We start from the raw sequence: 19,870 nt of genomic DNA, 5'->3' as shown, positions 1-19,870 counted from the left end.
GACAGAACGGTAGACGTTATATACCGTCGGCCGTACTATCGCGGTATGCAGGAACCCACATTTCTGATCCTCACCGCGCTGGCGGCGCAGCCGCTGCACGGGTACGGGGTGATCCGGTCCGTCGACGAGCTGTCGGCGGGCGAGGTCAAGCTGCGGCCGGGCACCCTCTACGGTGCGCTGGACCGGCTGGCCGAGCAGGGCCTGGTCACCGTCGACCGGGAGGAGGCCGTCGAGGGCCGGCTGCGCCGCTACTACCGGCTCAGCGACACCGGTGCCGCCGCGTTGCAGGCGCAGGCCGAGCGGCTGCGCCGGCACGCCACCGCCGCCGAGATCCAGTTGGGCAGGCGCCTCGGCGGTGCGCTGAGCTTCGGCCCGGCGAGCGCCCCCGCCTTCGGCACGGTGACCGGATGACCGCGGCCTGGCCGACCGCCGATGACCGGCTGGAGCGTGGCTACCGCAGGCTGCTGCTCGCCTACCCGCGTCGACACCGGCGGCGGCACGGTACCGAGGTGGTGACCACTCTGCTGGAGATGGCTGAACCGGGCCAGCGCCGCCCCCGGGCCGGTGAGGCTCTGCACCTGATCGGCAGCGGCCTGCGGCTGCGGTTCCGGCTGCCCGCCGGCCGGCCGTTCATGGCGATCGCGGCGCTGCTAACCGCGCTGGTCATGGGGGGTTTCGGTGCCGCCGCCGGCTCCTGGCTCGGTGCCCAGACCTTCGCCGACCTGCCCGACCAAGCCGGCATGGCCAGACTCACCCAGCAGGCCGGCGGGGACGAGACCCTTCACTCCTTCTACTCGTCATCGCCGTGGACCGCCGAGGCGGCCCATTCGTTCAGTCGGGTCGACGGCGTCTGGGACGCCGAGCAGGTCCGGCAGCGGTTGACCGCCGACGGCTGGTCGGTTTCCGGCTTCACCCCGGTCACCGGCATGTCGGGCACCCGCGACGAGGCTGGCTCGTTCATCGAGGTCCCGTTGAACGGCACGCGTTTCACAGCCGAGTCGGCCGACCTGAGCATCATCGTGATGGGCTGGAACCCGGCAGAAAACAGCTCCATCGCCATCCGCAGCGACGTCTCGCTCCTCGCGATGCCGCAGCGTACCGCCGTGTTTCTGCCGCTTGTCGTCGTCGGCACCGCCGCCGGGCTGCTCGCCGGTTGGCTGGTCGCGGCGGCCGTCGCGTACCGGATGGCGGCAGCGCCGCCCGGACGCCGCCACGCCGCCGCGCTCTGGGGCGGGGCCCTGGTGGCGCTGGCCCTGCCGGCTGTCGCTCTCTACGGCAACGTCATGCGGGTGTTTCGGGACGGCAGCGTCCACGAGGGATCTCCGTTGACCGTGCACAGTGCCTTCACGCCCGGCGAGTACTACCCGTTCGGTCCGCACTGGCTGGTGCTCGGGCTTACCGTCGCCGGGCTCGTGGTCGCCGTCGCCGCGATCCTCACCGCCCGTCCCGGCGAGCAACCACCACAGCCCAGCGTCGTACCGGGCTGACGCGCGACAACGGGGGCAGGGGCCGTTCCGACCGGGAGCGGCCCCTGGGCATGCGCCGGGCACGTCCCGGTCCGGCTCCCGCGACGGTACGCGGACAGCCTCCTAACCTCGCACACGCGCCCAGGACACGAAGCGGTCGAACAGCCCGACCGTCGACGTCGAGTCACCGAGTTCCGCGCTGGCCTGCGCGTACAGCGTCGCGAGGTGCACGAGCAACGCGGCCCGGTCCTCCCGGTACTCGCCGAGCAGCCGGAGCTTGGCCGCGCTGCACGGCCACCTGACGCCGCAGTTCCGGCAACGCCAGGTAGGGCGGGACGGCACATGTTCCGGGCGACGGCGGCTCATCGGCGAGCCACCCCGGCCGGACGGCCTGACCGGGCACGGGACGCCGACGGGTGATCTCCGGCCCGGATCAGGCCGGCCGGCATCAGGAACAGCTCGCGGCGCTCGACAGCGTCACCCCGGGAGTCAAGCTGGTAGCACTCGATCCAGGTCCACCCGTCGTAGGTGACCCGGTCGGTGCGGTGCCGGATGACCCGGACCGTGATCGGGCGAACGAACTGCGGGGACGCCGCGCTGCTCAGCAGGAAGAGTTCCCCCGGAGTGATCGAGCCAGCGCATACGCACGGGCCGGGTCGGCGGCACGGATGCGGCCCGACGGCATCCCGACCGACGACGCCCCGACCGACGGCATCCCGGCCGAGGACGTCGCGGCCGGGGAGGTGCCCGACCCGACGGCCATGCGATCGCGGGCTTGCGGTGTGGTGCGGCACTGGTCACCTCGCTCCGTCCGGCGGTCGAGCCGGCCGGCACAGGTCGCCCGGTCCCGCGTCCGCCAGCGGGCTTGAGTCGTCTGTGCTCTCAGCTCGACAGCGCGTCGAGTGGTGGATGGGGGCCGCCGTGGTTGCTCGCCCGGCGGCGGCCCCCCGATGTCACGACCGCCGGGTCAAGGGGGATGAACCTCCACCGGCCGCGCCATCGATACCCCAACTTGCCGCATGTAACGGGACAACTACATGGCGTGTGGGTATGGTCGGCGGATATTCGAGACGTCCGATGGGAGGCGGCCATGAACGACGCGCTGCGAGTGGCGCTGCGGGACACCGGGCACACGATCGAGTCGCTCGCGGAACGCGTCGGCGTCGACCCGAAGACGGTGAGCCGGTGGTTGCTCGAAGATCGGATCCCGCATGCCCGGCACCGGCTCACGGCGGCAGATGCGCTCCAGAAGAATGTCTCGGACATTTGGCCGGACATTTCGAGACGTCGGGCGCTGGTCTGGTTCCGCCCCTGGCAGGAGATCGAGCGCGAGGCGACCACGCTGCGATCCTTCGAATCCATGGTCGTACCCGGCCTGCTCCAGACCGAGGCGTACGCCCGCGCGGTGCTCGCCGGCGGCGGCCTGATCCCGCGCAGCGAGGTGGCACGACTTGTCGACCACCGGATGTCCCGCCAACTGATCCTGCGCCGCGAGGAGCCGCCGCTGCTCACCGCAGTGCTGGACGAGGCGGTGCTGCGCCGGCCGGTGGGCGGCCCGGCCGTCATGCGCGAGCAACTGCTGGCGCTCGCCGAGGCGTCCACCCAGCCGCACATCCGGCTACATGTGGTGCCGTCCACAGTGGGCGAATACGCTGGGCTGAACGGCCCGTTCGTGCTGGCGACCGCGCCCGATCACCGCATCGCCGGCTACCTGGACAACCAGTTGCAGGGGCAGGTGGTGAGCGAGCAGGCCGAGATCGCGGCCATACTGGCCGCCTGGGAGAACGTGCGCGGCGAGACGCTGTCGCACTGGCAGTCGGTCGACCTGATCAGGGAGGTGGCGCAGTCATGGCACTGAACGACATCCCGGCGCTTGCCGGCGCCCGGTGGCACAAGAGCAGCCGCAGCAGCGGCAACGGTGGCAACTGTGTCGAGGTCGCCCGGAACCTGCCCGGCGTGGTGGGCGTACGCGACTCGAAGGACCCGACCGGCCCGGCACTGGTGTTCAGCCCGGCCGCCTGGCGCGCCTTCGTCGCCACCGTCGACAAGACCTGACCACCGTCGTACACATGTTCTATCCACAGGCTGTGGACGCCGGGTGAGTTACCAGCTCAGCGCGGTCGTCGCGGACGCCGAGCTGCTGCGCGAGGAGACTCGCGAGCTGGATCATGCCGTGCTCGGCGAGCTGCGGCAGGACTTCGCGCTGCTGCCGGTCACCCCGCAGCTCGTGCTGGAACTGACCGGCACCCCGCCCGACTACGCCACCGACGAGCCCGGCCCCGCGCAACCGTTCGAGCTGATCCTCTCCCCCGCGCTGACCGAGGTCCTGGCCCGCTGGTCACTGCGCGGCCCGGTGGCGTACGTCGAGGCGGAGTTCGCCGGTGGGGCCGGGCACCAGGCCGCGGCGGTCTGGCTCGACGCTGCCCTCACCTGGGGGCCGCGCTTCGACGCGGCGCTCGACGGGCCGCGCCCGGACTGGCCGATCAACGCGGCGCTTGTCGAGCTGGGCGTGGAGCCGGGCCGGTGGATCGACCCCTTCGCTGAGCTGGGGTTACACGTCGAGCGGAGCACCGAGGGATGGCTCGCGCACGGGCGGCGAGGCCTCAGCGCCGACTACTGGGACGAATTGGCCGACGATTGGGAAGCTCGGCAATAACCTCAGCGCCCCCGTCACGTTGGGGACTGGGGGATTCTGATGAAATTGCGACAATTCGGCTTCATCGCCGCACTGCTTCTGGCTGCCTCGGCATCGGGCAGCGGAGTCATGCCACCGGACACCATCGCCGTCCGCGAGCCCGTCGCATCGGTGAGCGTCGTCGATCTCGACGGAGTGGCCGATGTGGACTTCGGTGACTCGGAGAGCGAGCTGACCCGGCGCGGCATCCTGCGCACCGACGTCGACGCCTGCGGCCCGACGCTGGCCGGGTACGACGAGATCAGCCCGATCTTCATCGAGGATCGGCTGGTGCTGCTCTGGGCCGGCGACCCGGTCCGCACCCCGGAAGGCATCGCGGCCGGCTCACCCGTCGCCGAGGTCCGGGCGAGCTATCCGACGATACGCGAACTGCAAGCTCCACAGGGGACGTACCGCTTCGACGGCCTGCTCGCCCGCGACGGCGACCGCGCCTACCTGTTCCTGCACGACGGCCAGACGGTGCGAAAAGTCATCGCCGGGTACGCCGACTGGGCCCACCGCCTCTTCATCGAAGGTCACGCCCCCTGCTGAGTCGCGTCACCAGCTGACTGGCAGTTCCACCGGGCCGAGGATGGCGTGCCCCTGCTTCCACCGCACCTCGTCCGGTGCCACGGCCAGCCGCAGCGTCGGCAGTTCGCGCAGCAGCAGCGCCAGCGCGACCCGGACCTCCAGCGCGCCCAGGTGCGCGCCGACGCAGTAGTGCGGGCCGTAACCGAAGGAGAGGTGCGGGTTCGGGTCCCGCCCGAAGTCCATCCGCTCCGGGTCAGCGAAAACCCGCGGATCCCGATTCGCGGCGTCATGTGACGGGATCACGATGTCGCCCTCAACCAGCCGCGCGCCGCTGGGCAGCGTCACATCCGCCATCACCCGGCGGGGCATCTCGTCGCCGTTGGAGGTCGAGTGCAGCCGCTCCAACTCGGTGACCGCCCCGTCGACCTGCTCCGGATGCTCCAGCAGGTAGTCCCACGCGAAGTCGTGCCCGGCGTACGGGCGGGTGCGCAACAGGTACACGAACGTCGAGATGGAACTGGCCGTGGTCTCCCACCCGCCGACGATCAACGAGAGGGGAAGTTTGACCTGGACGTCCACCGGCTGATCCGCCGCCGCCGTGGCGATCCGGGTCATCAGGTCATCGCGTGGGCAACCGCGCCGCCCGTCCAACTGCTGCCACAGGTAGCCGCCCATCTCCTCGGCGGACCGGGCGGCCTCGGCCCGGGTGAGGTCGGCGGTACCCATGAACATGTCGCCCCAGCGACGGAACTGCGCCCGGTCCGGCTCCGGCAGGCCGAGCAGGTCGGAGATCACGTTCAGGGCGAACGGTACGGCGAAGTCACCCACCAGATCCGCCGAGCCGCCCTTGGCGGCCAGCACCGCGAGCTGAGCCTCGGCAGCCGCGCGCACCGTCTCGCGTAGCCCGGAGACGGCGGGCTTGGTGAAGCTGTCCTTCACCGTTCCCCGGACCGCGGCGTGCTCCGCTCCGTCCATGCCGAGCATCGTCCCGGACACATCTACCTGGTCGGCGTGGGCGGCGGCAGCCCGGGAGAACAGATCCTGGCGGCGGAGCACCTCCCGGACGTCGTCGTACCGGCAGATCAGCAGCGCCGGCAGCCACTCCCCGCCAACCTGACGGACCACCGGCAGGACGCCGGATTCCGAGGCAGCGAGCTGGGCGTAGTAGGGGTGCTTCTCCGGGCCGCGCGTCCGGTCGATGCCATCCGCGTCGACGTTCAACGGGTGCCGTACTGGATCATCCTCGACCGAGACCATGCAATTACCATGGCATTACTTCCCAACGAAGGCAATCGATCACTTTGAGTAACCCACGCCCAGGTATCCCACTCTACGGCCGGAACTGACGCCGGGAGCATCTCTACCTGCCGCAGTGGCGACGACCTGTCTGGAGCCGCCGCCTCCGAGGTCCACGATCGACCGTCCAACAGCTGACCGGACATCGACGTAGGGCATTCGAACCCACTAGGGTGGGGCCGGACCGGCTAGGTGTACGGGGGTGCCGGCATGGAGCTCCGTGGTCGGGCGCGGCGGTGGCTTGTTGTAGTGGCTGTCGCATTGGTGCTAGCCGGCTGCGGGTCGGCCGACGAACGTCCTACAGCCCCTGACAATCGAAAGTCGCCGAGCGTGATGGCTGACGCCACGGTCGGCGCGTCTCCCACCCCATCCGATCCTTCTGCGGCGCTGAATTCCGCTGCCCCATCCAGCTCGGACTGGCTGGAGATCTTCAAAAGGAACATTCGCATCGCGCACGACGCATGCGGCGGGTGCGGCGGTCAGCAGCAGGTCAACCTTCCCCCCGCAGAACGCGCGGCAGCCATCGAAGAGATGATCAAGGATTCGAAGCCGGACTTCCAACTCACCAAGACCAATGCGGATCTCGCCCTGCGGGGGCCAGAGGGGACGGTACCTAAGGTCGCCGGGCCGGGCGGGGCAGGCGCGGATGTGACCTTCGTGCACCCGGACGGCACCGGCACGTTCCGTCGCGAAGTCAAGTGCACCGACGGTCCAAACTTCCAGAAGGTGCTGACCAGAGCCGCCAAGCAGGTCAAATACGACGGTGAGATTTTCGTGCAGGTGCCGGCGAGCGTCCGGGTTGATGGCATGATCAAGGGCTTCTGGGGTGCCCGGACCGACGAGCAGCTGCTGAAGTTCCGGCATGTGTGGGTGGTAGTTCACGATCCAAGCGGTAAGCGGGTGGCAGCGGCGATGCTGGGCCTTCGTGGCATGGTGTTCTGAGGAGGGCTGATGTCGCTGGACGGCTGGCTGGCGTGCACCGAGTGCCGGATCTGCCTCGCCCTGGGCAAGCCGATCCGACCCGATGGCGACAACATCCGCTACTTCCAGGTGGGATACACGGCGAACTCCGCCCAGTCCGACCTGACCCGAGCGCTCTGGAAATTCCTCGCCGACCACGCCGGCCACCCACTCCGGGTGCTCGTCACAGGCCAGCCCGGCTACGACGACCTTGAACACTTCATCGAAATCGGCGGTGACGCCGCGCCGGACATCCCGTTCGAGGAGTACCTGCAGGATTTTCCGGGCTGACTTCGGGCGGGCCGCAGACCGCCCCCTGAGCACCGGCTGAGACCGATTGCGCAGCGCCCGGCCGGTCCTCGCGGACCTGCCGGGCGTTCTCGCATCTCAAGAGCGGTGGCGGAGGGATTTGAACCCTCGGAGGGCGTAAACCCTCACACGCTTTCGAGGCGTGCTCCTTAGGCCGCTCGGACACGCCACCGCCGACGAGGGTACAGGACCACAGGTTCCGACGCCGAACCGGTCCCGGCCAGGCCGGCCTGGCAGGATCAACGCCATGAGTACGCACATCGGCGCGAAGCCGGGCGAGATCGCCGAGCGGGTCCTGATGCCGGGTGACCCCCTGCGGGCCAAGTGGATCGCGGAGACCTACCTCGAGGGCGCGAACTGCTACTCGACGGTCCGGGGCATGCTGGGCTTCACCGGCCGCTGGCACGGCGTGGAGGTTTCCGTGCAGGGCTCCGGCATGGGCATGCCCTCGGCTTCGATCTACGCCCACGAGCTGGTAAACGAGTACGGCGTGAAGTCGCTGATCCGGGTCGGCTCGTGCGGCGCGCTCACCGAGGATCTCCAGCTGCGCGACGTGATCGCGGCGATCGGGTCGTCCACCGACTCGAACATGAACCGGATGCGCTTCGACGGGCTGATCGACTACGCCCCGGTCGCCGACTTCGGGCTGCTGCGTACCTCGGTGGAGGTGGCCGAGCGGCGCGGCATCGCGATGCGGGTCGGGCCGATCCTGGCCGCGGACGCCTTCTACACCGACCGGCCGGACCTTTACGACAGCCTCGCGGAGTACGGCGTGCTGGCGGTGGAGATGGAGTCGGCGGCGCTTTACACGATCGCGGCCCGGTTCAAGGCCCGCGCCCTGACCCTGTTGACGGTGAGCGACCACATCAAGACCGGCGAGAAGACCACCTCCCAGGAGCGGGAGCAGACCTTCAGCCAGATGGTCGAGATCGCCCTGGACACCATCACCGCCTGATCCGGTCGAGCCCGACGTCCCGCCACCCCCCGTGCGGTGGCGGGACGCGCTGTGTCGGGGTCGGTGTGACGGCCTCCACTCGATAAATGTATACGACCGGTCGTTCTTATTTAGTAGTCTCGCCGCATGAACGTCGACGGCCGGCTCGCCCGGGGGCAGCGCACCCGCACCGCCGTGCTGGACGCCGCCGTCAGCCTGGCCTCCGCCAACGGCCTCGACGGGCTCTCCCTCGGGCATCTCGCCGAGTCGCTCGGCGTCAGCAAGTCCGGCCTCTTCGCGCACTGGCGCTCCAAGGAGGAGTTGCAGCTCGCCACCATCGACCGGGCCGTCGCCCAGTGGCAGGAACGGATCATCGGCCCGGCGCTGCGCACCCCCCGGGGCGTACGCCGGATCCACGCCCTGCACGAGGCCCGGATCGACTTCTACGCCGGTCGGGTGCTGCCCGGCGGCTGCTTCTTCGCCACCACGGAATTCGAGTTCAACGCCCGGCCCGGTGCCGTCCGCGACCGTCTCGCCGAGGTCTTCGCCGCCTGGACGAGGTTCCTGGAACGGCTCGTCACCGAGGCGGTCGAGCTGGGCGAGCTGCCCGCCGGCACGGATGTCGCGCTGCTGGCGTACGAGATCGACGCGTACGGCATCGCCGCCGCCATGCGCTCCCGCCTGCTCGACCCGGAGGTCACCTACCGGCACGCCCGCCTGGGCGTGCTGGGCCGCCTGCGGGCACTCTGCCCCGATCCTGATCTGCTACCGGAAGGCCCGTCATGAGTCACGCAGTCGCCGAACAGCCCGCCGTCGAGTACGGCCACGTCGAGCGCACCATGGTTCACTTCGACGACCTCGACGCCCTCGGCATCCTGCACAACGCCCGGTACGCGCTGCTGCTGGAACGGGCGCTCACCGCGTACTGGTCCGACCGTGGCGTCGCCTACCAGGCCGGACGGGCCAGCACGCCCGATGTGTTCCACGCGGTACGCGAGTTCACCATCAGCTACCTCGCGCCCGTCACCGGCACCGGCCCGGTCGCCGTGCACTTCTGGCTGGACCAGCTCGGCACCAGCAGCGCCCGGTACGCCTTCCGCTTCCACTCGATCGACGGCACCACGACGTACGCGGAAGGACACCGCGCGGTCGTCCGACTCGACCCGGCCACCCTGCGGCCGGCCCCCTGGACCGACACCGCCCGGGCGGTCGCCACCACGCTGCTGCGCTCCTGAGGGCTCAGCGGAAGAAGGCGCGCAGGACGGCGGCGTTCTCGGCTTCCAGGATGCCGCCGTACACCTCGGGTCGGTGGTTGAGCCGGCGGTCACGCAGCACGTCCCAGAGCGAACCGGCGGCGCCCGTCTTGGGTTCCCAGGCGCCGAAGACCACTGTCGAGACCCGGGCCAGCACCAGCGCCCCGGCACACATCGTGCAGGGTTCGAGGGTCACCACCAGGGTGCAGCCGTCCAGCCGCCAGCGGCCCAGCCGCTCGGCCGCCCGGCGTAGTGCGAGCACCTCGGCGTGCGCGGTCGGGTCGCCGGTCAGCTCGCGTTCGTTGCGACCGATCGCCAGCTCACGGCCGTCCGGCCCGTAGAGCACCGCACCCACCGGCACATCGCCGGACTGGCCGGGCTCACCCCTGACGGCGTCACCGCCCGCCGAGCCGGCCACACCACCGCCCGGGCCGGAACCGGCCGCACCGCCGCCCGGGGCCGAACCGGCACCGCCTTCCGGGGACGCAACACCCCCGGTCACCGCGACTTCGAGGGCGCGGCGCATCCAGAGTTCGTGCCGCTGTCGCCGGCCGGCGCCGGTCGGGTCGGCCAAGCCCTCGTCCGCCCCCGGCCCGCGCCGGTCGACCGAACCGGGCGTGGGTTGCCCCGGCCGGACCGTCTCCAGCGCCGGATCGGTCACGTCGTAGGGCTCAGACCTCACGCAGTTCCTCGACGTCGTCGACGCAGCCGAGCACCTGGCAGATCTCGGCGGTGACGTCGGCCGGCATCATCCCCTCGTGGGCGCAGAGGGCGAGCAGCCGTTGCGCGGGGATGCCCAGGTCGGTCAGGAGATCCGCCTCGCCCACCGGGTCCGCCTCCGGATCGACGGCCGGCTGGTCGCCGTCTTCGCCGTCGCCGGTCGTGGTCGGACGCGCCTCCTCGGTGTCGTCGAGCCCGGTGACCGACGTCTTCAAGTCACCGACTAGCAGGGCACCCAGCCGGGACTCCTCCGCGTACGCCGAGTCGGAGCCGAAGACCCGCAGGTCCTCGCCCTCGTCGAGGCGCAGGATGACCAGGTAGGTGTCGTCCGCCTCAACGAACAGCAGCGACAGGTCCGCGTCCGGGGCGACATCGCGGAGCCGCTCGGCGACCTCGTCGACGTCGGCGGCACCCCGCAGACTCAGCTCGGCGGCTGTCCAGCCGCCCTTCTCGCGCACGACGGCCGCAGCGAAGTACGACACGTTTCCCCCAAGTTGCCTCGGCACAGCACTCGCCGATCCGTTACGCGTGCACGTTAGCCGGTCGGGTCGGCAGGCGACCGGTCAACGCCCCGAAGGGCCGGTCATTCCTGGGGAAGGATCTCTCTCAGCCGGCGAGGCGTCGGCGAGTGGCGATCAGCTGGCGGAGCTGTGCGGTGCGGGCGCGCTGTGGCCGTTCGCGTTCCCGTACCGCGCGCGCGTCCGCCAACTGCGCCAGTAGCTGAAGGCGGCGGCGGCTGCGATCGGGGTCCAGCCGCGGAGTGGTCCAGGCCATACCGGGAGAGTGCCGAGTTACGGCCATCCAGTCAAGACGGGTTTCGGTGTCTGCCCGACGACGCACCGCAGTCGCCGCCGACGTGGCTCACCAGAGCGGCCAGTCACCGCTGGTCGTCCAGCGGGTGAGGACCGCAGCAGTGGCGATGCTCCACCCTCCGGCGGTGACGATCGCGATGCCGGCCGCCACTCCCCGGTCGCCGTACCTGACCAACGTCAGGGCCGCGAGCCAGGCCAGCGCACCGGCGAGCACCGTCCACCAGACGTACCCGACGAGGCTGCCACCGAGCAGGCCGAAGATGACCAGCCAGGCGAGGGTTCCGACCGCCCCCGCCGCGACACCGGCACCGCCGACCGGGTTCGGCTCACGGTAGGTGGGGCGCGGTGGCCGCCCGGAGGGAAAGAGGCCCGACGGGTTGTACGGCAACACCGGTACCCACTCCTCCACACGCACGGACGCTGTGCTCACCACCGTATCGAGTCTGCCAGGATGGCCGGATGGTTCCGCTGACGATCGGACGCCGGCGCGCGTACGCCCTGTTGTTGCTCGTGCCGGTGCTCGCGGCGAGCGGCTGCGGTACGCCCGGCGCGCCGACGGACGCCGGCCCGACCGCCGTGACCAGCCCGACGGCCGCGGACAACCCGACGGCCGCGGACAACCCGACCGCTGCGGCCACCACCGGCGCACCCACCGTGACCAGCACGGCGCCCGATCTCACGGACCAGCCGGCGGCGACACCGCGCAAGGGCCTGCCGCACGTCTTTCCGGTACGCGCCAGGAAGGTGTCGTACCACCCGACCCACTCGGCGTACCCGGGGACGGACATCTTCGCCGACTGCGGTGAGCCGGTCGTCGCGGTCACCGACGGCACGATCGGTGAGGTCAGCCGACGTGACCGGTACAGGAAGAGTGGTCCGCAGGGGCCGTACAACGGCGGCCTGTCCGTGTCTGTCATCGGTGACGACGGGGTGCGCTACTACGGCTCGCACCTGACCGAGATCGCCGAGGACATCGAGGCGGGGGTGCGGGTACGCGCTGGTCAACGGCTCGGCACCGTGGGCCGGACGGGCAACGCGAACAACGTCTGCCATCTGCACTTCGGCATCTCTCCGCCGTGCCTGGGTGAGGACGGCTGGTGGATCCGCCGGGGTGTGGTCTGGCCCGCTCCGTACCTCGACTCGTGGCGCAAGGGCGGCAACCGGGAGCCGGCGGCCAAGGTGGCCGCGTGGCATCGCGAGCACGGCTGCCCGAGGAAACCGCCCGCGCGCTGATAGGCGTCATCCGCGTTTCATCAGTCCGAAACATTGACGCAGGTCTCGCCGGTGAACTACCGTCCGGCATAGCCAGAGAGCGCTCTCTCGGGTAACTAAATTCACAATACCGACGAAGCGTGCGCCGACCGGCGCGGCCGGGCCGGCACGCGTTGGAGGAAAGATGAGACCTCCCGTCCCACGCCGCCCCCACCACCGGATCCTGGCCGCCACCGCCGCCGCGACCCTCGTCCTCGGCGGGCTGGCCGTCATCGCCGGCTCCGCAGCACAGGCCGCGCCGGTCGGCGCCGGCAGCTACACCACCACTCCCGTCGGCCCGCTCCCCGGCGGCTGCGGAAACCTGACCACCAACCCCCGGCAGTTCGCCACCAACGCCGCCCCACCGGGGCCGGTACCCACGAACGACTGGTGGTCGTCGCTGCTGTGGAAGCGCCTGAACTGCGCCTTCAGTGAGCCGTTGCACGCGCATCCGGTGTCCTACCAACCCGTCACCGACGGGCTCGGCCTCTCCGCCACCTCGACACCCGCCATCTCCGGCACCGCCACCGGGGTGGGCGAGTTCAAGTACCCCTACGTCGAGGACATCCGGGTCGGTGTGGCCGGGCTGTCCGCCCCCAACGTGCTGGTGGACGACTGGACGGACTGGACGGTCACCCCGTACTGGAGCGACGGTGCGCGGACGATGCGGGCCACCGTCGGCCACGGGCTGCCGCTGGCGTACTTCCGCACCAGCGGCGGCGACGCGGTGATCAACGCGACCGGCGGTAGCCCCACGATCTGGTCCAACAACGGAAGCAGCATCGGCTTCACCGTCCGTGGCCACGACTACGTGGCGTACGCGCCGAGCGGCGCGACCTGGACCGTCAGCGGCAGCCGGATCAGCTCCAGTCTCGCCGGACGGGGCTACTTCAGTGTGGCGCTGCTTCCGGCCACCGGTGGCGGCACCGCCCGCACCCAGCTCGCCGGCACCTACGGTCAGTACGCGCACGCCCACGTCACCGGCACCCGGGTCAGCTACACCTACAACGCGTCGACCAGCCGGGTGGAGACCCGGTACACCTTCACCACCACGCCCCGCGAGGGCACCGAGACGCGAACCGTGGTCAGCCTCTACCCGCACCAGTGGCGAGCGCTGTCCGGTGCCACCCCGATCACGCCGACCTACCCGTCCGCCCGGGGACGGATGAAGGTGGTCACCGGCGTCGGCGAGTTCCGCACCTCGATGCGGTTCAATGGCGTACTGCCGGAGCTGCCCGCCGTCGCCACCGGGGCCGGCGCCGACCTGACCACGCTGCGGCAGCACCTGGCCGCGGTGCGGAGCAACCCGATGGACCAGCGCGGTGGCGACACCTACTGGACCGGCAAGGGGCTCGGCCGGGCGGCCCGCATCGCCGAGATGGCCGACCTGGTCGGCGACACCGAGACCCGCACCTCGGCACTGAACGCCATCCGCTCCACCCTCAACGACTGGCTCACCGCCTCGTCCGGGGAGACCGAGCGCCTGTTCTACTACGACCAGCGGTGGGGCACGCTTATCGGCTACCCGGCGTCGTACGGCTCCGACCAGGAACTCAACGACCACCACTTCCACTACGGCTACTACATCGCCGCCGCCGCGACGCTTGCCAAGTTCGACCCGGCCTGGGCCCGGGACGACCAGTACGGCGGCATGATCGACCTGCTCATCCGGGACGCCAACAACTACGACCGGTCGGACACCCGCTTCCCGTACCTGCGCGACTTCGACATCTACGCCGGACACGACTGGGCCTCCGGGCATGGCGCGTTCGCCAGCGGCAACAACCAGGAGTCGTCGTCGGAGGGGATGAACTTCGCCAACGCCCTCATCCAGTGGGGGCAGGCAACCGGTGACACCGCGGTACGCGACGCCGGCATCTACCTGTACACCACCCAGGCCGCCGCGATCCACGAGTACTGGTTCGACGTCACCGGCGAGAACTTCCCCACCGAGTTCGGGCACTCCAACGTGGGCATGGTCTGGGGCGACGGCGGCGCGTACGCCACCTGGTTCAGCGCGGAGCCCGAGATGATCCAGGGCATCAACCTGCTGCCGATCACCGGTGGGCACCTCTACCTGGGCCAGCACCCGGACTACAACTCGGTGAAGTACGCCGAACTGGTCCGCAACAACGGCGGCGAGCCGACCGTGTGGCAGGACATCCACTGGCAGTTCCTCGCCCTCGGTGACGCCGACGCGGCCCTGGCCAAGCTGCGGGCCAATCCGGGCTACACCCCGGAGGAGGGCGAGAGCCGGGCGCACACCTTCCACTGGGTCCGTAACCTGGCCGCCCTCGGCCGGGTCGACACCGGGATCACCGCCGACCACCCGCTGGCCGCGGTGTTCAACCGCAACGGCGCCCGGACGTACGTGGCCAGCAACATCTCCGGCTCACCGCTGACCGTACGGTTCTCCGACGGCACGCAGCTGACCGTGGCGGCCGGACGCACCACCACCAGTGGGGCGCACACCTGGAGCGGGGGCAACGCCGGTGGGGGTACGCCCCCGAGCCCGACGCCGACGCCAACGCCGACGTCCACGCCGACGCCCACTCCCACGCCGACGCCGACCGACCCGCCGTCCAGCTCACCCGTGCGCTACCTGCTGTCCGGGGGCGGTCTGGGTGCCTCCGGCACCGCCGGCACCACCACCGTGACCAGCGCCGGTGGCGCGAACCACGACGGCACGCCGCGTAACCCGGTGGTCTTCACCGCGACCGGGCTCAACCTCAACCACAACGGCGGGCAGACCGCGTTCGACCTCTTCCTGGACGCCGGCACGGCGGTCGGCAACGGGGTGCAGGCCCGGGTCTCGTACGACCTGACCGGTGACGGCAGCTGGGAGCGGGTGGAGACGTACCGCTACTTCGCCACCGACCCGGTGCCGGGCTGGGAGCACTACACCCAGGCCGCCGGGCTGCACTCCAGCAGCGGCTCCCTCGGCAACCTGCGTGGCGGCACCGTCCGGGTGGAGGTGTGGTCCGCCATCGGCAACAACCCCTCCACGATCGGTGTCGGTGACCGCTCCCTGGTGCGGCTGCCGTACGCCTGATCCGGCAACCCTGATCCACCCCGCGCCGCCGGTCGTACCGCGACCGGCGGCGCGGACGCGTACGTTTGCCATCATGCGGGACCCCATCGCTGATCTACGTCGGATCGCCTTCCTGCTGGAGCGGGCGAACGAGGCCACCTATCGGGTACGCGCCTTCCGTTCGGCGGCCAAGGCGCTGGCCGCGCTGCCCGTCGAGGAGGTGGCCGAGCGGGCCCGCGCCGGCAAGCTCACCGAGCTGGCCGGGGTCGGCGACGTCACCGCCCGCTGCGTGGCCGAGTCGGTGGCCGGGGAGGAGCCGGTCTACCTGCGCCGGCTGGTCGCCACCGAGGGCACCGACCTGGACGCCGAGGCCACCGCCCTGCGTACCGCCCTACGCGGCGACTGCCACACCCACTCGGACTGGTCCGACGGTGGGTCACCGATCGAGGAGATGGCGCTGGCCGCCGTCGAGCTGGGCCACGAGTACCTGGTGCTAACCGACCACTCGCCCCGACTGAAGGTGGCCCGGGGACTGACCGCCGACCGGTTGTGTAGCCAGCTCGACCACGTGGCCCGGCTCAACGAGGCGCTACCGGAGGGGTTCCGCATCCTCACCGGCATCGAGGTGGACATCCTCGCCGACGGTTCGCTCGACCAGGACGAGGAGTTGCTGGCCCGGCTGGACGTGGTGGTCGGGTCGGTGCACAGCGGACTGAACGACGACCGGGCGAAGATGACCCGCCGGATGCTGGCCGCCGTCGCGAACCCGCACCTGGACATCCTCGGCCACTGCACGGGTCGGATGGTTTCGTCGCGGCCGGCCGGGGTGACCGGGCCGGGCGACCGGGGGCACCGCGCCCGGACCCGGGCCGAGAGTGACTTCGACGCCGACGCCGTCTTCGCCGCCTGCGTGGCACACGACGTCGCCGTGGAGATCAATTCACGCCCGGAGCGGCAGGACCCGCCGAAGCGGTTGATCCGGCGGGCGCTGGAGGCCGGTTGCCGGTTCGCCATCAGCACCGACGCACACGCCCCGGGCCAGTTGGACTGGCAGCGCTTCGGCTGCGAGCGGGCCGCCCTGTGCGGAGTCCCCGCCGACCGCCTGATCAACACGTGGACGGCTGACGAACTGGTCGCCTGGGCACGCAACTAGCGCGTGCCCAGCCACCCGGCCCCGCCCGCGTTCGATCAGCGGGTGGCCGGCTCGACGACGGGTGCCGCCGGAGTGCCCACGCCCGGTGCCACCCGGCGACGCCGTCGGCCGAGCAGACCCTGGGACACGGCGACACCGAGCAGCACGATCAACGCGCCGACCGGCTGGTGCCAGGTGAGTCGCTCGCCGAGCACCACGGCACCGATCAGCACCGCGAACACCGGGATCAGGTACGTCACGGTGGAGGCGGTGGTCGCGCCGACGATCCGGATGTTCCGAAGGTGGATCACGAAGGCGAGCCCGGTGCCGAGCGCGCCCAACGCCAGCACGGCCGCGAGCACCCGCGGCGACAGCGCGGTCGGCAGCGGCGGCGCACCGGCCACCACCGGCGCCACGATCGCGAGCTGGACCGTCGCGACGATCAGCTGCGCCGCCGACAGGGACAGCCCGGACAGGGTGCTGCCGGCGATGAACTTCTTCTGGTACGGGATGGCCAGGCCGTAGCAGGCGGCGGCACCGAAGCACATCAACTGGCCGACGAAGTGCGCGCCGCCGACGCCCTGCCAGACGCCGAGCACCACCATCACCCCGGTGAAACCGAGCGCCAGCCCGACCGCACCGCGTGCGGTCAGCCGCTCGGTGCGGAACACAAGCACCGCCAACGGCAGCACGACAAGCGGAGTGGTCGCGTTCCAGATGCCGGCGAGCATCGACTCGACCCGCTGCTCGCCGTAGCCGAACAGGGTGAACGGCAGCGCCACCCCGAACGCGGCGATCACCGTCAGGTGACCCCAGACCCGCGGGTCGCGGGGCAACCGGTCACGCAGCACGGCGAGCACCACGAGCAGGGTCAGCGCGCCGGAGCCGACCCGGTAGAGGGTGAGGTGCAGCGGGTGCAGCTCGGCCACCCCGACCTTTATGAAGAGAAAGCTGGAACCCCAGATCGCGGCAAGGGCGATAAAGCCGGGCAGCCAGCTCCGCAGCGCCGGCCGGTCAGGGGTGAAGTCGCCTGTCACCCCTGACACTCTGCCCCCGGGGTCCGACATTGTCCTGCGGTTTTCGGCCGTCGTGTCGCGCGCCACAGAAACCACATACATTTGTAGAGCGTTGACCGACCGAGGAGGTGTAACTCCATGGCGATGCCGATCCGCTTCGACCCGCTCGTCGATCTCGACGGCATGTGGACGACCCAGTTCGCCGACCGCTACCTCCCGTTGCCTGAGCTACCCGATGCGCGGTACGAGTGCATCGACGGAAGGTTGGTCATGACGCCCGCTGAGGTCGGCACGAACAGCTACGGCGAGCTGAAGCTCGCCCGCCTACTCTCACCCGTTGCCGAGGCCCACAACTTCTACGTCTTCGGTCAGGTGAACCTGACCTTTTCCGCGCAGCGGTGGATCCAGTCGGACATCACAGTGCTGCACGCGTTGCCGAAGACGGACGAGGAGGATCGCTGGATCCCCGCCCACCTCTGCACCATGGCCGTGGAGTTCGTCTCTCCCGGCAGCCGCCGGCAGGACTTCGTCGACAAGCCGAGACGCTGCGCCGAGGGGCGGGTGCCGTACTTCATGCGGGTGGAGATCTCGCGCCGGCTGCGGCACGTCGCGGTGGAGCTGTTCACCCTCGGCAAGCTCGGCGGGTACGACCCGCTCGCCAAGGCGGTGAGTGGTGACCGGCTCCGCGCCGACGAGCCGTTCCCGATCGACTTCGACCCGGCCGACCTGCTGCCCTGACCGGTTTGGCGACACCCTCTCGGCGTGCGCCTCGCGTAGGGTGCGCAGCGTGGGAAGAATCGACGATCTCGCGGACCGCTACGTCGCCGACTGGGCCGCGCTGAGCCCGACCGGCGCCACCTACGTCGGCATCGCCGGCTACGACGACAAGTTCGACGACCTGTCCCCGGACGGGTACGCGGCACGCGCCGAACTGACCCGACGCACCCTGGCCGAGCTCGACACCATCGAGCCGGCGACGGAAGCCGAGCGCACCGCGCGGGAGGCGATGCAGGAACGCCTGGGCCTCGAACTGGACCGTTACGACGCCGGGGAGACCGCCAGCGAGGTGAGCGTCATCACCAGCGGGCTGCACGAGATCCGGATGGTCTTCGACCTGATGCCCACCGACGGGGAGCAGGCCCGAGCCAACCTGGCCGCGCGGCTGAACCTCTTCGCGAGCACGTTGGAGGAGTACAAGACCACGTTGCGCGAGGCGGCGGCCGCCGGACGGGTCAGCTCGCGCGCACAGCTGATCGAAGTGGCCAAGCAGTGCGACACATGGGTCGATCCGGACGGTGACAACGTCTTCCACGGGCTGGTCGAGCGGCTGGGCGAGGAGAGCGCCCTCGGCTCCGAGTTGCGTCGGGGTGCGGCGGCGGCCACGGCGGCGACCGCCGAGTTCGGGCAGTTCCTGCGTACCGAGCTGGCCCCACACGGGCGGGACAAGCAGGCTGCCGGCCGCGAGCGCTACGAGCTGGCCTCCCAGTACTTCCTCGGGGCCCGGATCGACCTCGACGAGACGTACGCCTGGGGGTTCACGGAGTTGGCCCGGCTGGAGGCCGACATGCGGACGGTGGCCGCCCAGATAGCCGGTCCGAGCGCCACCATCGACGAGGCCGTGGCGGCGTTGGACGCCGACCCGGCCCGCACCATCCGGGGCCGGGACGCGTTCCGCGACTGGATGCAGGAGTTGGCCGACCAGGCGATCAGCGACCTCAACGGCACCCACTTCGACATCCCCGAGCAGGTCCGCCGCATCGAGTGCATGATCGCGCCGACAAGTGACGGCTCCATCTACTACACCGGCCCGAGCGAGGACTTCGCCCGACCGGGTCGGATGTGGTGGGCGGTACCGCAGGGCCTCACGGACTTCTCCACCTGGCGGGAGGTGACCACCGTCTACCACGAGGGGGTCCCCGGGCATCACCTCCAGATCGGCCAGACCGCCGTCCGGGCCGAGTTGCTCAACCGCTGGCAGCGGCTGCTCTGCTGGGTCTCCGGGCACGGCGAGGGCTGGGCGTTGTACGCAGAGCGGCTGATGGAGGAGTTGGGTTACCTGGACGACCCGGGAAACCGGCTCGGGATGCTGGACGGCCAGGCGCTGCGGGCGGCCCGCGTAATCGTGGACATCGGCATGCATCTGGAGCTGGAGATTCCCAAGGACAACCCGTTCGACTTCCACCCGGGTGAGCGCTGGACCCCGGAGTTGGGCTGGGAGTTCCTGCGGGCGCACTGCCGGGTGCCCGACGAGATGCTGCGCTTCGAGCTCAACCGCTACCTGGGCTGGCCGGGGCAGGCGCCGTCGTACAAGGTGGGCGAGCGGATCTGGCTTCAGGCGCGGGAGGACGCGAAGGCCCGCAAGGGCGCCGACTTCGACCTGCGGGAGTTCCACCGCCAGGCGCTCGACCTCGGCGGGCTCGGTCTCGACCCGCTCCGCCGGGCGCTGGCCCGGCTCTGACACCGGGGCATCGCCCCCGCGGAACCC

General features: G+C 70.6%; 23 protein-coding genes and 1 tRNA gene. 16 read left to right on the top strand and 8 right to left on the bottom strand.

From position 1 onward, the window contains the following. Window positions 1-45: 45 nt before the first annotated feature. Window positions 46-411 (top strand): PadR family transcriptional regulator, encoded by a 366-nt coding sequence (locus ACFY2A_RS07220; RefSeq protein WP_387169567.1) that lies wholly within the window; start codon window positions 46-48, stop codon window positions 409-411. Next, entirely contained in the window at window positions 408-1,487 is a 1,080-nt protein-coding gene (locus ACFY2A_RS07215) for a hypothetical protein (RefSeq protein WP_387169565.1), read from the top strand. Before ACFY2A_RS07220 ends, ACFY2A_RS07215 begins: the two co-directional genes overlap by 4 nt. Window positions 1,488-1,589: 102 nt before the next feature. On the opposite strand, the gene ACFY2A_RS07210 is transcribed toward ACFY2A_RS07215, so the two are convergent. Then, entirely contained in the window at window positions 1,590-1,832 is a 243-nt protein-coding gene (locus tag ACFY2A_RS07210; RefSeq protein WP_387169563.1) for a flavin reductase, read from the bottom strand. A gap of 724 nt (window positions 1,833-2,556) precedes the next feature. Here ACFY2A_RS07210 and ACFY2A_RS07205 point away from each other — a divergent pair. The 4 genes from ACFY2A_RS07205 to ACFY2A_RS07190 are packed head-to-tail and all read left to right on the top strand — an operon-like array spanning window position 2,557 to window position 4,692. Next, entirely contained in the window at window positions 2,557-3,324 is a 768-nt protein-coding gene (locus tag ACFY2A_RS07205; protein WP_387169561.1) for a Scr1 family TA system antitoxin-like transcriptional regulator, read from the top strand. Continuing rightward, a complete protein-coding gene (locus ACFY2A_RS07200; protein WP_387169559.1) occupies window positions 3,315-3,521 on the top strand; it encodes a DUF397 domain-containing protein in 207 nt (68 codons plus the stop codon). Before ACFY2A_RS07205 ends, ACFY2A_RS07200 begins: the two co-directional genes overlap by 10 nt. A 43-nt stretch (window positions 3,522-3,564) precedes the next feature. Next, on the top strand, window positions 3,565-4,122 hold the full coding sequence (locus ACFY2A_RS07195) for a hypothetical protein (protein WP_387169557.1): 558 nt from the start codon (window positions 3,565-3,567) through the stop codon (window positions 4,120-4,122). A gap of 39 nt (window positions 4,123-4,161) precedes the next feature. Next, the gene (locus ACFY2A_RS07190; protein ID WP_387169555.1) at window positions 4,162-4,692 is read left to right on the top strand and encodes a hypothetical protein; all 531 of its coding nucleotides are present in this window, start codon (window positions 4,162-4,164) and stop codon (window positions 4,690-4,692) included. 6 nt (window positions 4,693-4,698) lie between these two features. Here ACFY2A_RS07190 and ACFY2A_RS07185 read toward each other — a convergent pair whose 3' ends face one another. Beyond that, window positions 4,699-5,928 (bottom strand): cytochrome P450, encoded by a 1,230-nt coding sequence (locus tag ACFY2A_RS07185; RefSeq protein WP_387169553.1) that lies wholly within the window; start codon window positions 5,926-5,928, stop codon window positions 4,699-4,701. Window positions 5,929-6,297: 369 nt separating this feature from the next. On the opposite strand from ACFY2A_RS07185, the gene ACFY2A_RS07180 reads away from it, so the two are divergent. After that, window positions 6,298-6,909 (top strand): hypothetical protein, encoded by a 612-nt coding sequence (locus tag ACFY2A_RS07180; RefSeq protein WP_387169551.1) that lies wholly within the window; start codon window positions 6,298-6,300, stop codon window positions 6,907-6,909. 9 nt (window positions 6,910-6,918) lie between these two features. Continuing rightward, on the top strand, window positions 6,919-7,218 hold the full coding sequence (locus ACFY2A_RS07175) for a hypothetical protein (protein WP_387169549.1): 300 nt from the start codon (window positions 6,919-6,921) through the stop codon (window positions 7,216-7,218). A 103-nt stretch (window positions 7,219-7,321) separates the two neighbouring features. Here ACFY2A_RS07175 and ACFY2A_RS07170 read toward each other — a convergent pair. After that, window positions 7,322-7,408, bottom strand: a tRNA-Ser gene (locus ACFY2A_RS07170). Between the two features lie 75 nt (window positions 7,409-7,483). Between ACFY2A_RS07170 and deoD the strand changes: the two genes are divergently transcribed. The 3 genes from deoD (at window position 7,484) to ACFY2A_RS07155 (ending at window position 9,405) form a co-directional block, all read left to right on the top strand. Continuing rightward, a complete protein-coding gene (gene deoD, locus ACFY2A_RS07165; protein WP_387169547.1) occupies window positions 7,484-8,191 on the top strand; it encodes a purine-nucleoside phosphorylase in 708 nt (235 codons plus the stop codon). 126 nt (window positions 8,192-8,317) lie between these two features. Continuing rightward, on the top strand, window positions 8,318-8,956 hold the full coding sequence (locus ACFY2A_RS07160; RefSeq protein ID WP_387169545.1) for a TetR/AcrR family transcriptional regulator: 639 nt from the start codon (window positions 8,318-8,320) through the stop codon (window positions 8,954-8,956). Beyond that, window positions 8,953-9,405, top strand: a complete 453-nt coding sequence (locus ACFY2A_RS07155; RefSeq protein ID WP_387169543.1) for an acyl-CoA thioesterase — start codon at window positions 8,953-8,955, stop codon at window positions 9,403-9,405. Before ACFY2A_RS07160 ends, ACFY2A_RS07155 begins: the two co-directional genes overlap by 4 nt. 4 nt (window positions 9,406-9,409) lie before the next feature. Here ACFY2A_RS07155 and ACFY2A_RS07150 read toward each other — a convergent pair whose 3' ends face one another. The 4 genes from ACFY2A_RS07150 to ACFY2A_RS07135 form a co-directional block, all read right to left on the bottom strand. Next, on the bottom strand, window positions 9,410-9,949 hold the full coding sequence (locus ACFY2A_RS07150) for a nucleoside deaminase (protein ID WP_387170082.1): 540 nt from the start codon (window positions 9,947-9,949) through the stop codon (window positions 9,410-9,412). A gap of 145 nt (window positions 9,950-10,094) precedes the next feature. Continuing rightward, window positions 10,095-10,625, bottom strand: coding sequence for a tRNA adenosine deaminase-associated protein (locus tag ACFY2A_RS07145; protein ID WP_387170080.1), 531 nt, complete (start codon window positions 10,623-10,625; stop codon window positions 10,095-10,097). Window positions 10,626-10,749: 124 nt separating this feature from the next. Continuing rightward, on the bottom strand, window positions 10,750-10,917 hold the full coding sequence (locus ACFY2A_RS07140; RefSeq protein ID WP_170863604.1) for a hypothetical protein: 168 nt from the start codon (window positions 10,915-10,917) through the stop codon (window positions 10,750-10,752). Between the two features lie 87 nt (window positions 10,918-11,004). Beyond that, window positions 11,005-11,385: a hypothetical protein gene (locus ACFY2A_RS07135; RefSeq protein ID WP_387170078.1), complete on the bottom strand. Its 381-nt coding sequence runs from the start codon at window positions 11,383-11,385 to the stop codon at window positions 11,005-11,007. Between the two features lie 29 nt (window positions 11,386-11,414). Here ACFY2A_RS07135 and ACFY2A_RS07130 point away from each other — a divergent pair, with 29 nt between their 5' ends. The 3 genes from ACFY2A_RS07130 to ACFY2A_RS07120 all read left to right on the top strand — a co-directional run bounded on the left by ACFY2A_RS07130 (window position 11,415) and on the right by ACFY2A_RS07120 (window position 16,390). Beyond that, window positions 11,415-12,188: a M23 family metallopeptidase gene (locus ACFY2A_RS07130; protein ID WP_387169541.1), complete on the top strand. Its 774-nt coding sequence runs from the start codon at window positions 11,415-11,417 to the stop codon at window positions 12,186-12,188. A 163-nt stretch (window positions 12,189-12,351) separates the two neighbouring features. Next, the gene (locus ACFY2A_RS07125) at window positions 12,352-15,258 is read left to right on the top strand and encodes a glycosyl hydrolase (protein WP_387169539.1); all 2,907 of its coding nucleotides are present in this window, start codon (window positions 12,352-12,354) and stop codon (window positions 15,256-15,258) included. 73 nt (window positions 15,259-15,331) lie between these two features. Then, the gene (locus ACFY2A_RS07120; RefSeq protein WP_387169538.1) at window positions 15,332-16,390 is read left to right on the top strand and encodes a PHP domain-containing protein; all 1,059 of its coding nucleotides are present in this window, start codon (window positions 15,332-15,334) and stop codon (window positions 16,388-16,390) included. 35 nt (window positions 16,391-16,425) lie between these two features. Here the strand turns inward: ACFY2A_RS07120 and ACFY2A_RS07115 are convergent, their stop codons facing one another. Next, window positions 16,426-17,436, bottom strand: coding sequence for a DMT family transporter (locus tag ACFY2A_RS07115; RefSeq protein WP_387169537.1), 1,011 nt, complete (start codon window positions 17,434-17,436; stop codon window positions 16,426-16,428). Window positions 17,437-17,523: 87 nt separating this feature from the next. On the opposite strand from ACFY2A_RS07115, the gene ACFY2A_RS07110 reads away from it, so the two are divergent. Both ACFY2A_RS07110 and ACFY2A_RS07105 read left to right on the top strand, forming a co-directional pair. Beyond that, window positions 17,524-18,123 (top strand): Uma2 family endonuclease, encoded by a 600-nt coding sequence (locus ACFY2A_RS07110; RefSeq protein WP_387169535.1) that lies wholly within the window; start codon window positions 17,524-17,526, stop codon window positions 18,121-18,123. 49 nt (window positions 18,124-18,172) lie between these two features. Beyond that, window positions 18,173-19,843, top strand: a complete 1,671-nt coding sequence (locus ACFY2A_RS07105) for a DUF885 domain-containing protein (protein WP_387169533.1) — start codon at window positions 18,173-18,175, stop codon at window positions 19,841-19,843. The last annotated feature ends 27 nt before the right edge of the window (window positions 19,844-19,870 follow it).

It is taken from the genome of Micromonospora sp. NPDC000442, from assembly GCF_042898635.1.
Taxonomy (GTDB): domain Bacteria; phylum Actinomycetota; class Actinomycetes; order Mycobacteriales; family Micromonosporaceae; genus Micromonospora.
This window is presented reverse-complemented; position numbering and strand designations above follow the sequence as displayed.

Excerpts from the sequence above, each read along its gene's own strand:
- ACFY2A_RS07220 (WP_387169567.1), top strand. The coding sequence starts at position 46 with ATGCAGGAACCCACATTTCTGATCCTCACCGCGCTGGCGGCGCAGCCG.
- ACFY2A_RS07125 (WP_387169539.1), top strand. The coding sequence starts at position 12,352 with ATGAGACCTCCCGTCCCACGCCGCCCCCACCACCGGATCCTGGCCGCC.
- ACFY2A_RS07185 (WP_387169553.1), bottom strand. The coding sequence starts at position 5,928 with ATGGTCTCGGTCGAGGATGATCCAGTACGGCACCCGTTGAACGTCGAC.
- ACFY2A_RS07115 (WP_387169537.1), bottom strand. The coding sequence starts at position 17,436 with ATGTCGGACCCCGGGGGCAGAGTGTCAGGGGTGACAGGCGACTTCACC.
- ACFY2A_RS07210 (WP_387169563.1), bottom strand. The coding sequence starts at position 1,832 with ATGAGCCGCCGTCGCCCGGAACATGTGCCGTCCCGCCCTACCTGGCGT.
- ACFY2A_RS07175 (WP_387169549.1), top strand. The coding sequence starts at position 6,919 with ATGTCGCTGGACGGCTGGCTGGCGTGCACCGAGTGCCGGATCTGCCTC.
- ACFY2A_RS07110 (WP_387169535.1), top strand. The coding sequence starts at position 17,524 with ATGGCGATGCCGATCCGCTTCGACCCGCTCGTCGATCTCGACGGCATG.
- deoD (WP_387169547.1), top strand. The coding sequence starts at position 7,484 with ATGAGTACGCACATCGGCGCGAAGCCGGGCGAGATCGCCGAGCGGGTC.
- ACFY2A_RS07200 (WP_387169559.1), top strand. The coding sequence starts at position 3,315 with ATGGCACTGAACGACATCCCGGCGCTTGCCGGCGCCCGGTGGCACAAG.
- ACFY2A_RS07190 (WP_387169555.1), top strand. The coding sequence starts at position 4,162 with ATGAAATTGCGACAATTCGGCTTCATCGCCGCACTGCTTCTGGCTGCC.
- ACFY2A_RS07160 (WP_387169545.1), top strand. The coding sequence starts at position 8,318 with ATGAACGTCGACGGCCGGCTCGCCCGGGGGCAGCGCACCCGCACCGCC.
- ACFY2A_RS07155 (WP_387169543.1), top strand. The coding sequence starts at position 8,953 with ATGAGTCACGCAGTCGCCGAACAGCCCGCCGTCGAGTACGGCCACGTC.
- ACFY2A_RS07150 (WP_387170082.1), bottom strand. The coding sequence starts at position 9,949 with ATGCGCCGCGCCCTCGAAGTCGCGGTGACCGGGGGTGTTGCGTCCCCG.
- ACFY2A_RS07120 (WP_387169538.1), top strand. The coding sequence starts at position 15,332 with ATGCGGGACCCCATCGCTGATCTACGTCGGATCGCCTTCCTGCTGGAG.
- ACFY2A_RS07215 (WP_387169565.1), top strand. The coding sequence starts at position 408 with ATGACCGCGGCCTGGCCGACCGCCGATGACCGGCTGGAGCGTGGCTAC.
- ACFY2A_RS07130 (WP_387169541.1), top strand. The coding sequence starts at position 11,415 with ATGGTTCCGCTGACGATCGGACGCCGGCGCGCGTACGCCCTGTTGTTG.
- ACFY2A_RS07140 (WP_170863604.1), bottom strand. The coding sequence starts at position 10,917 with ATGGCCTGGACCACTCCGCGGCTGGACCCCGATCGCAGCCGCCGCCGC.
- ACFY2A_RS07205 (WP_387169561.1), top strand. The coding sequence starts at position 2,557 with ATGAACGACGCGCTGCGAGTGGCGCTGCGGGACACCGGGCACACGATC.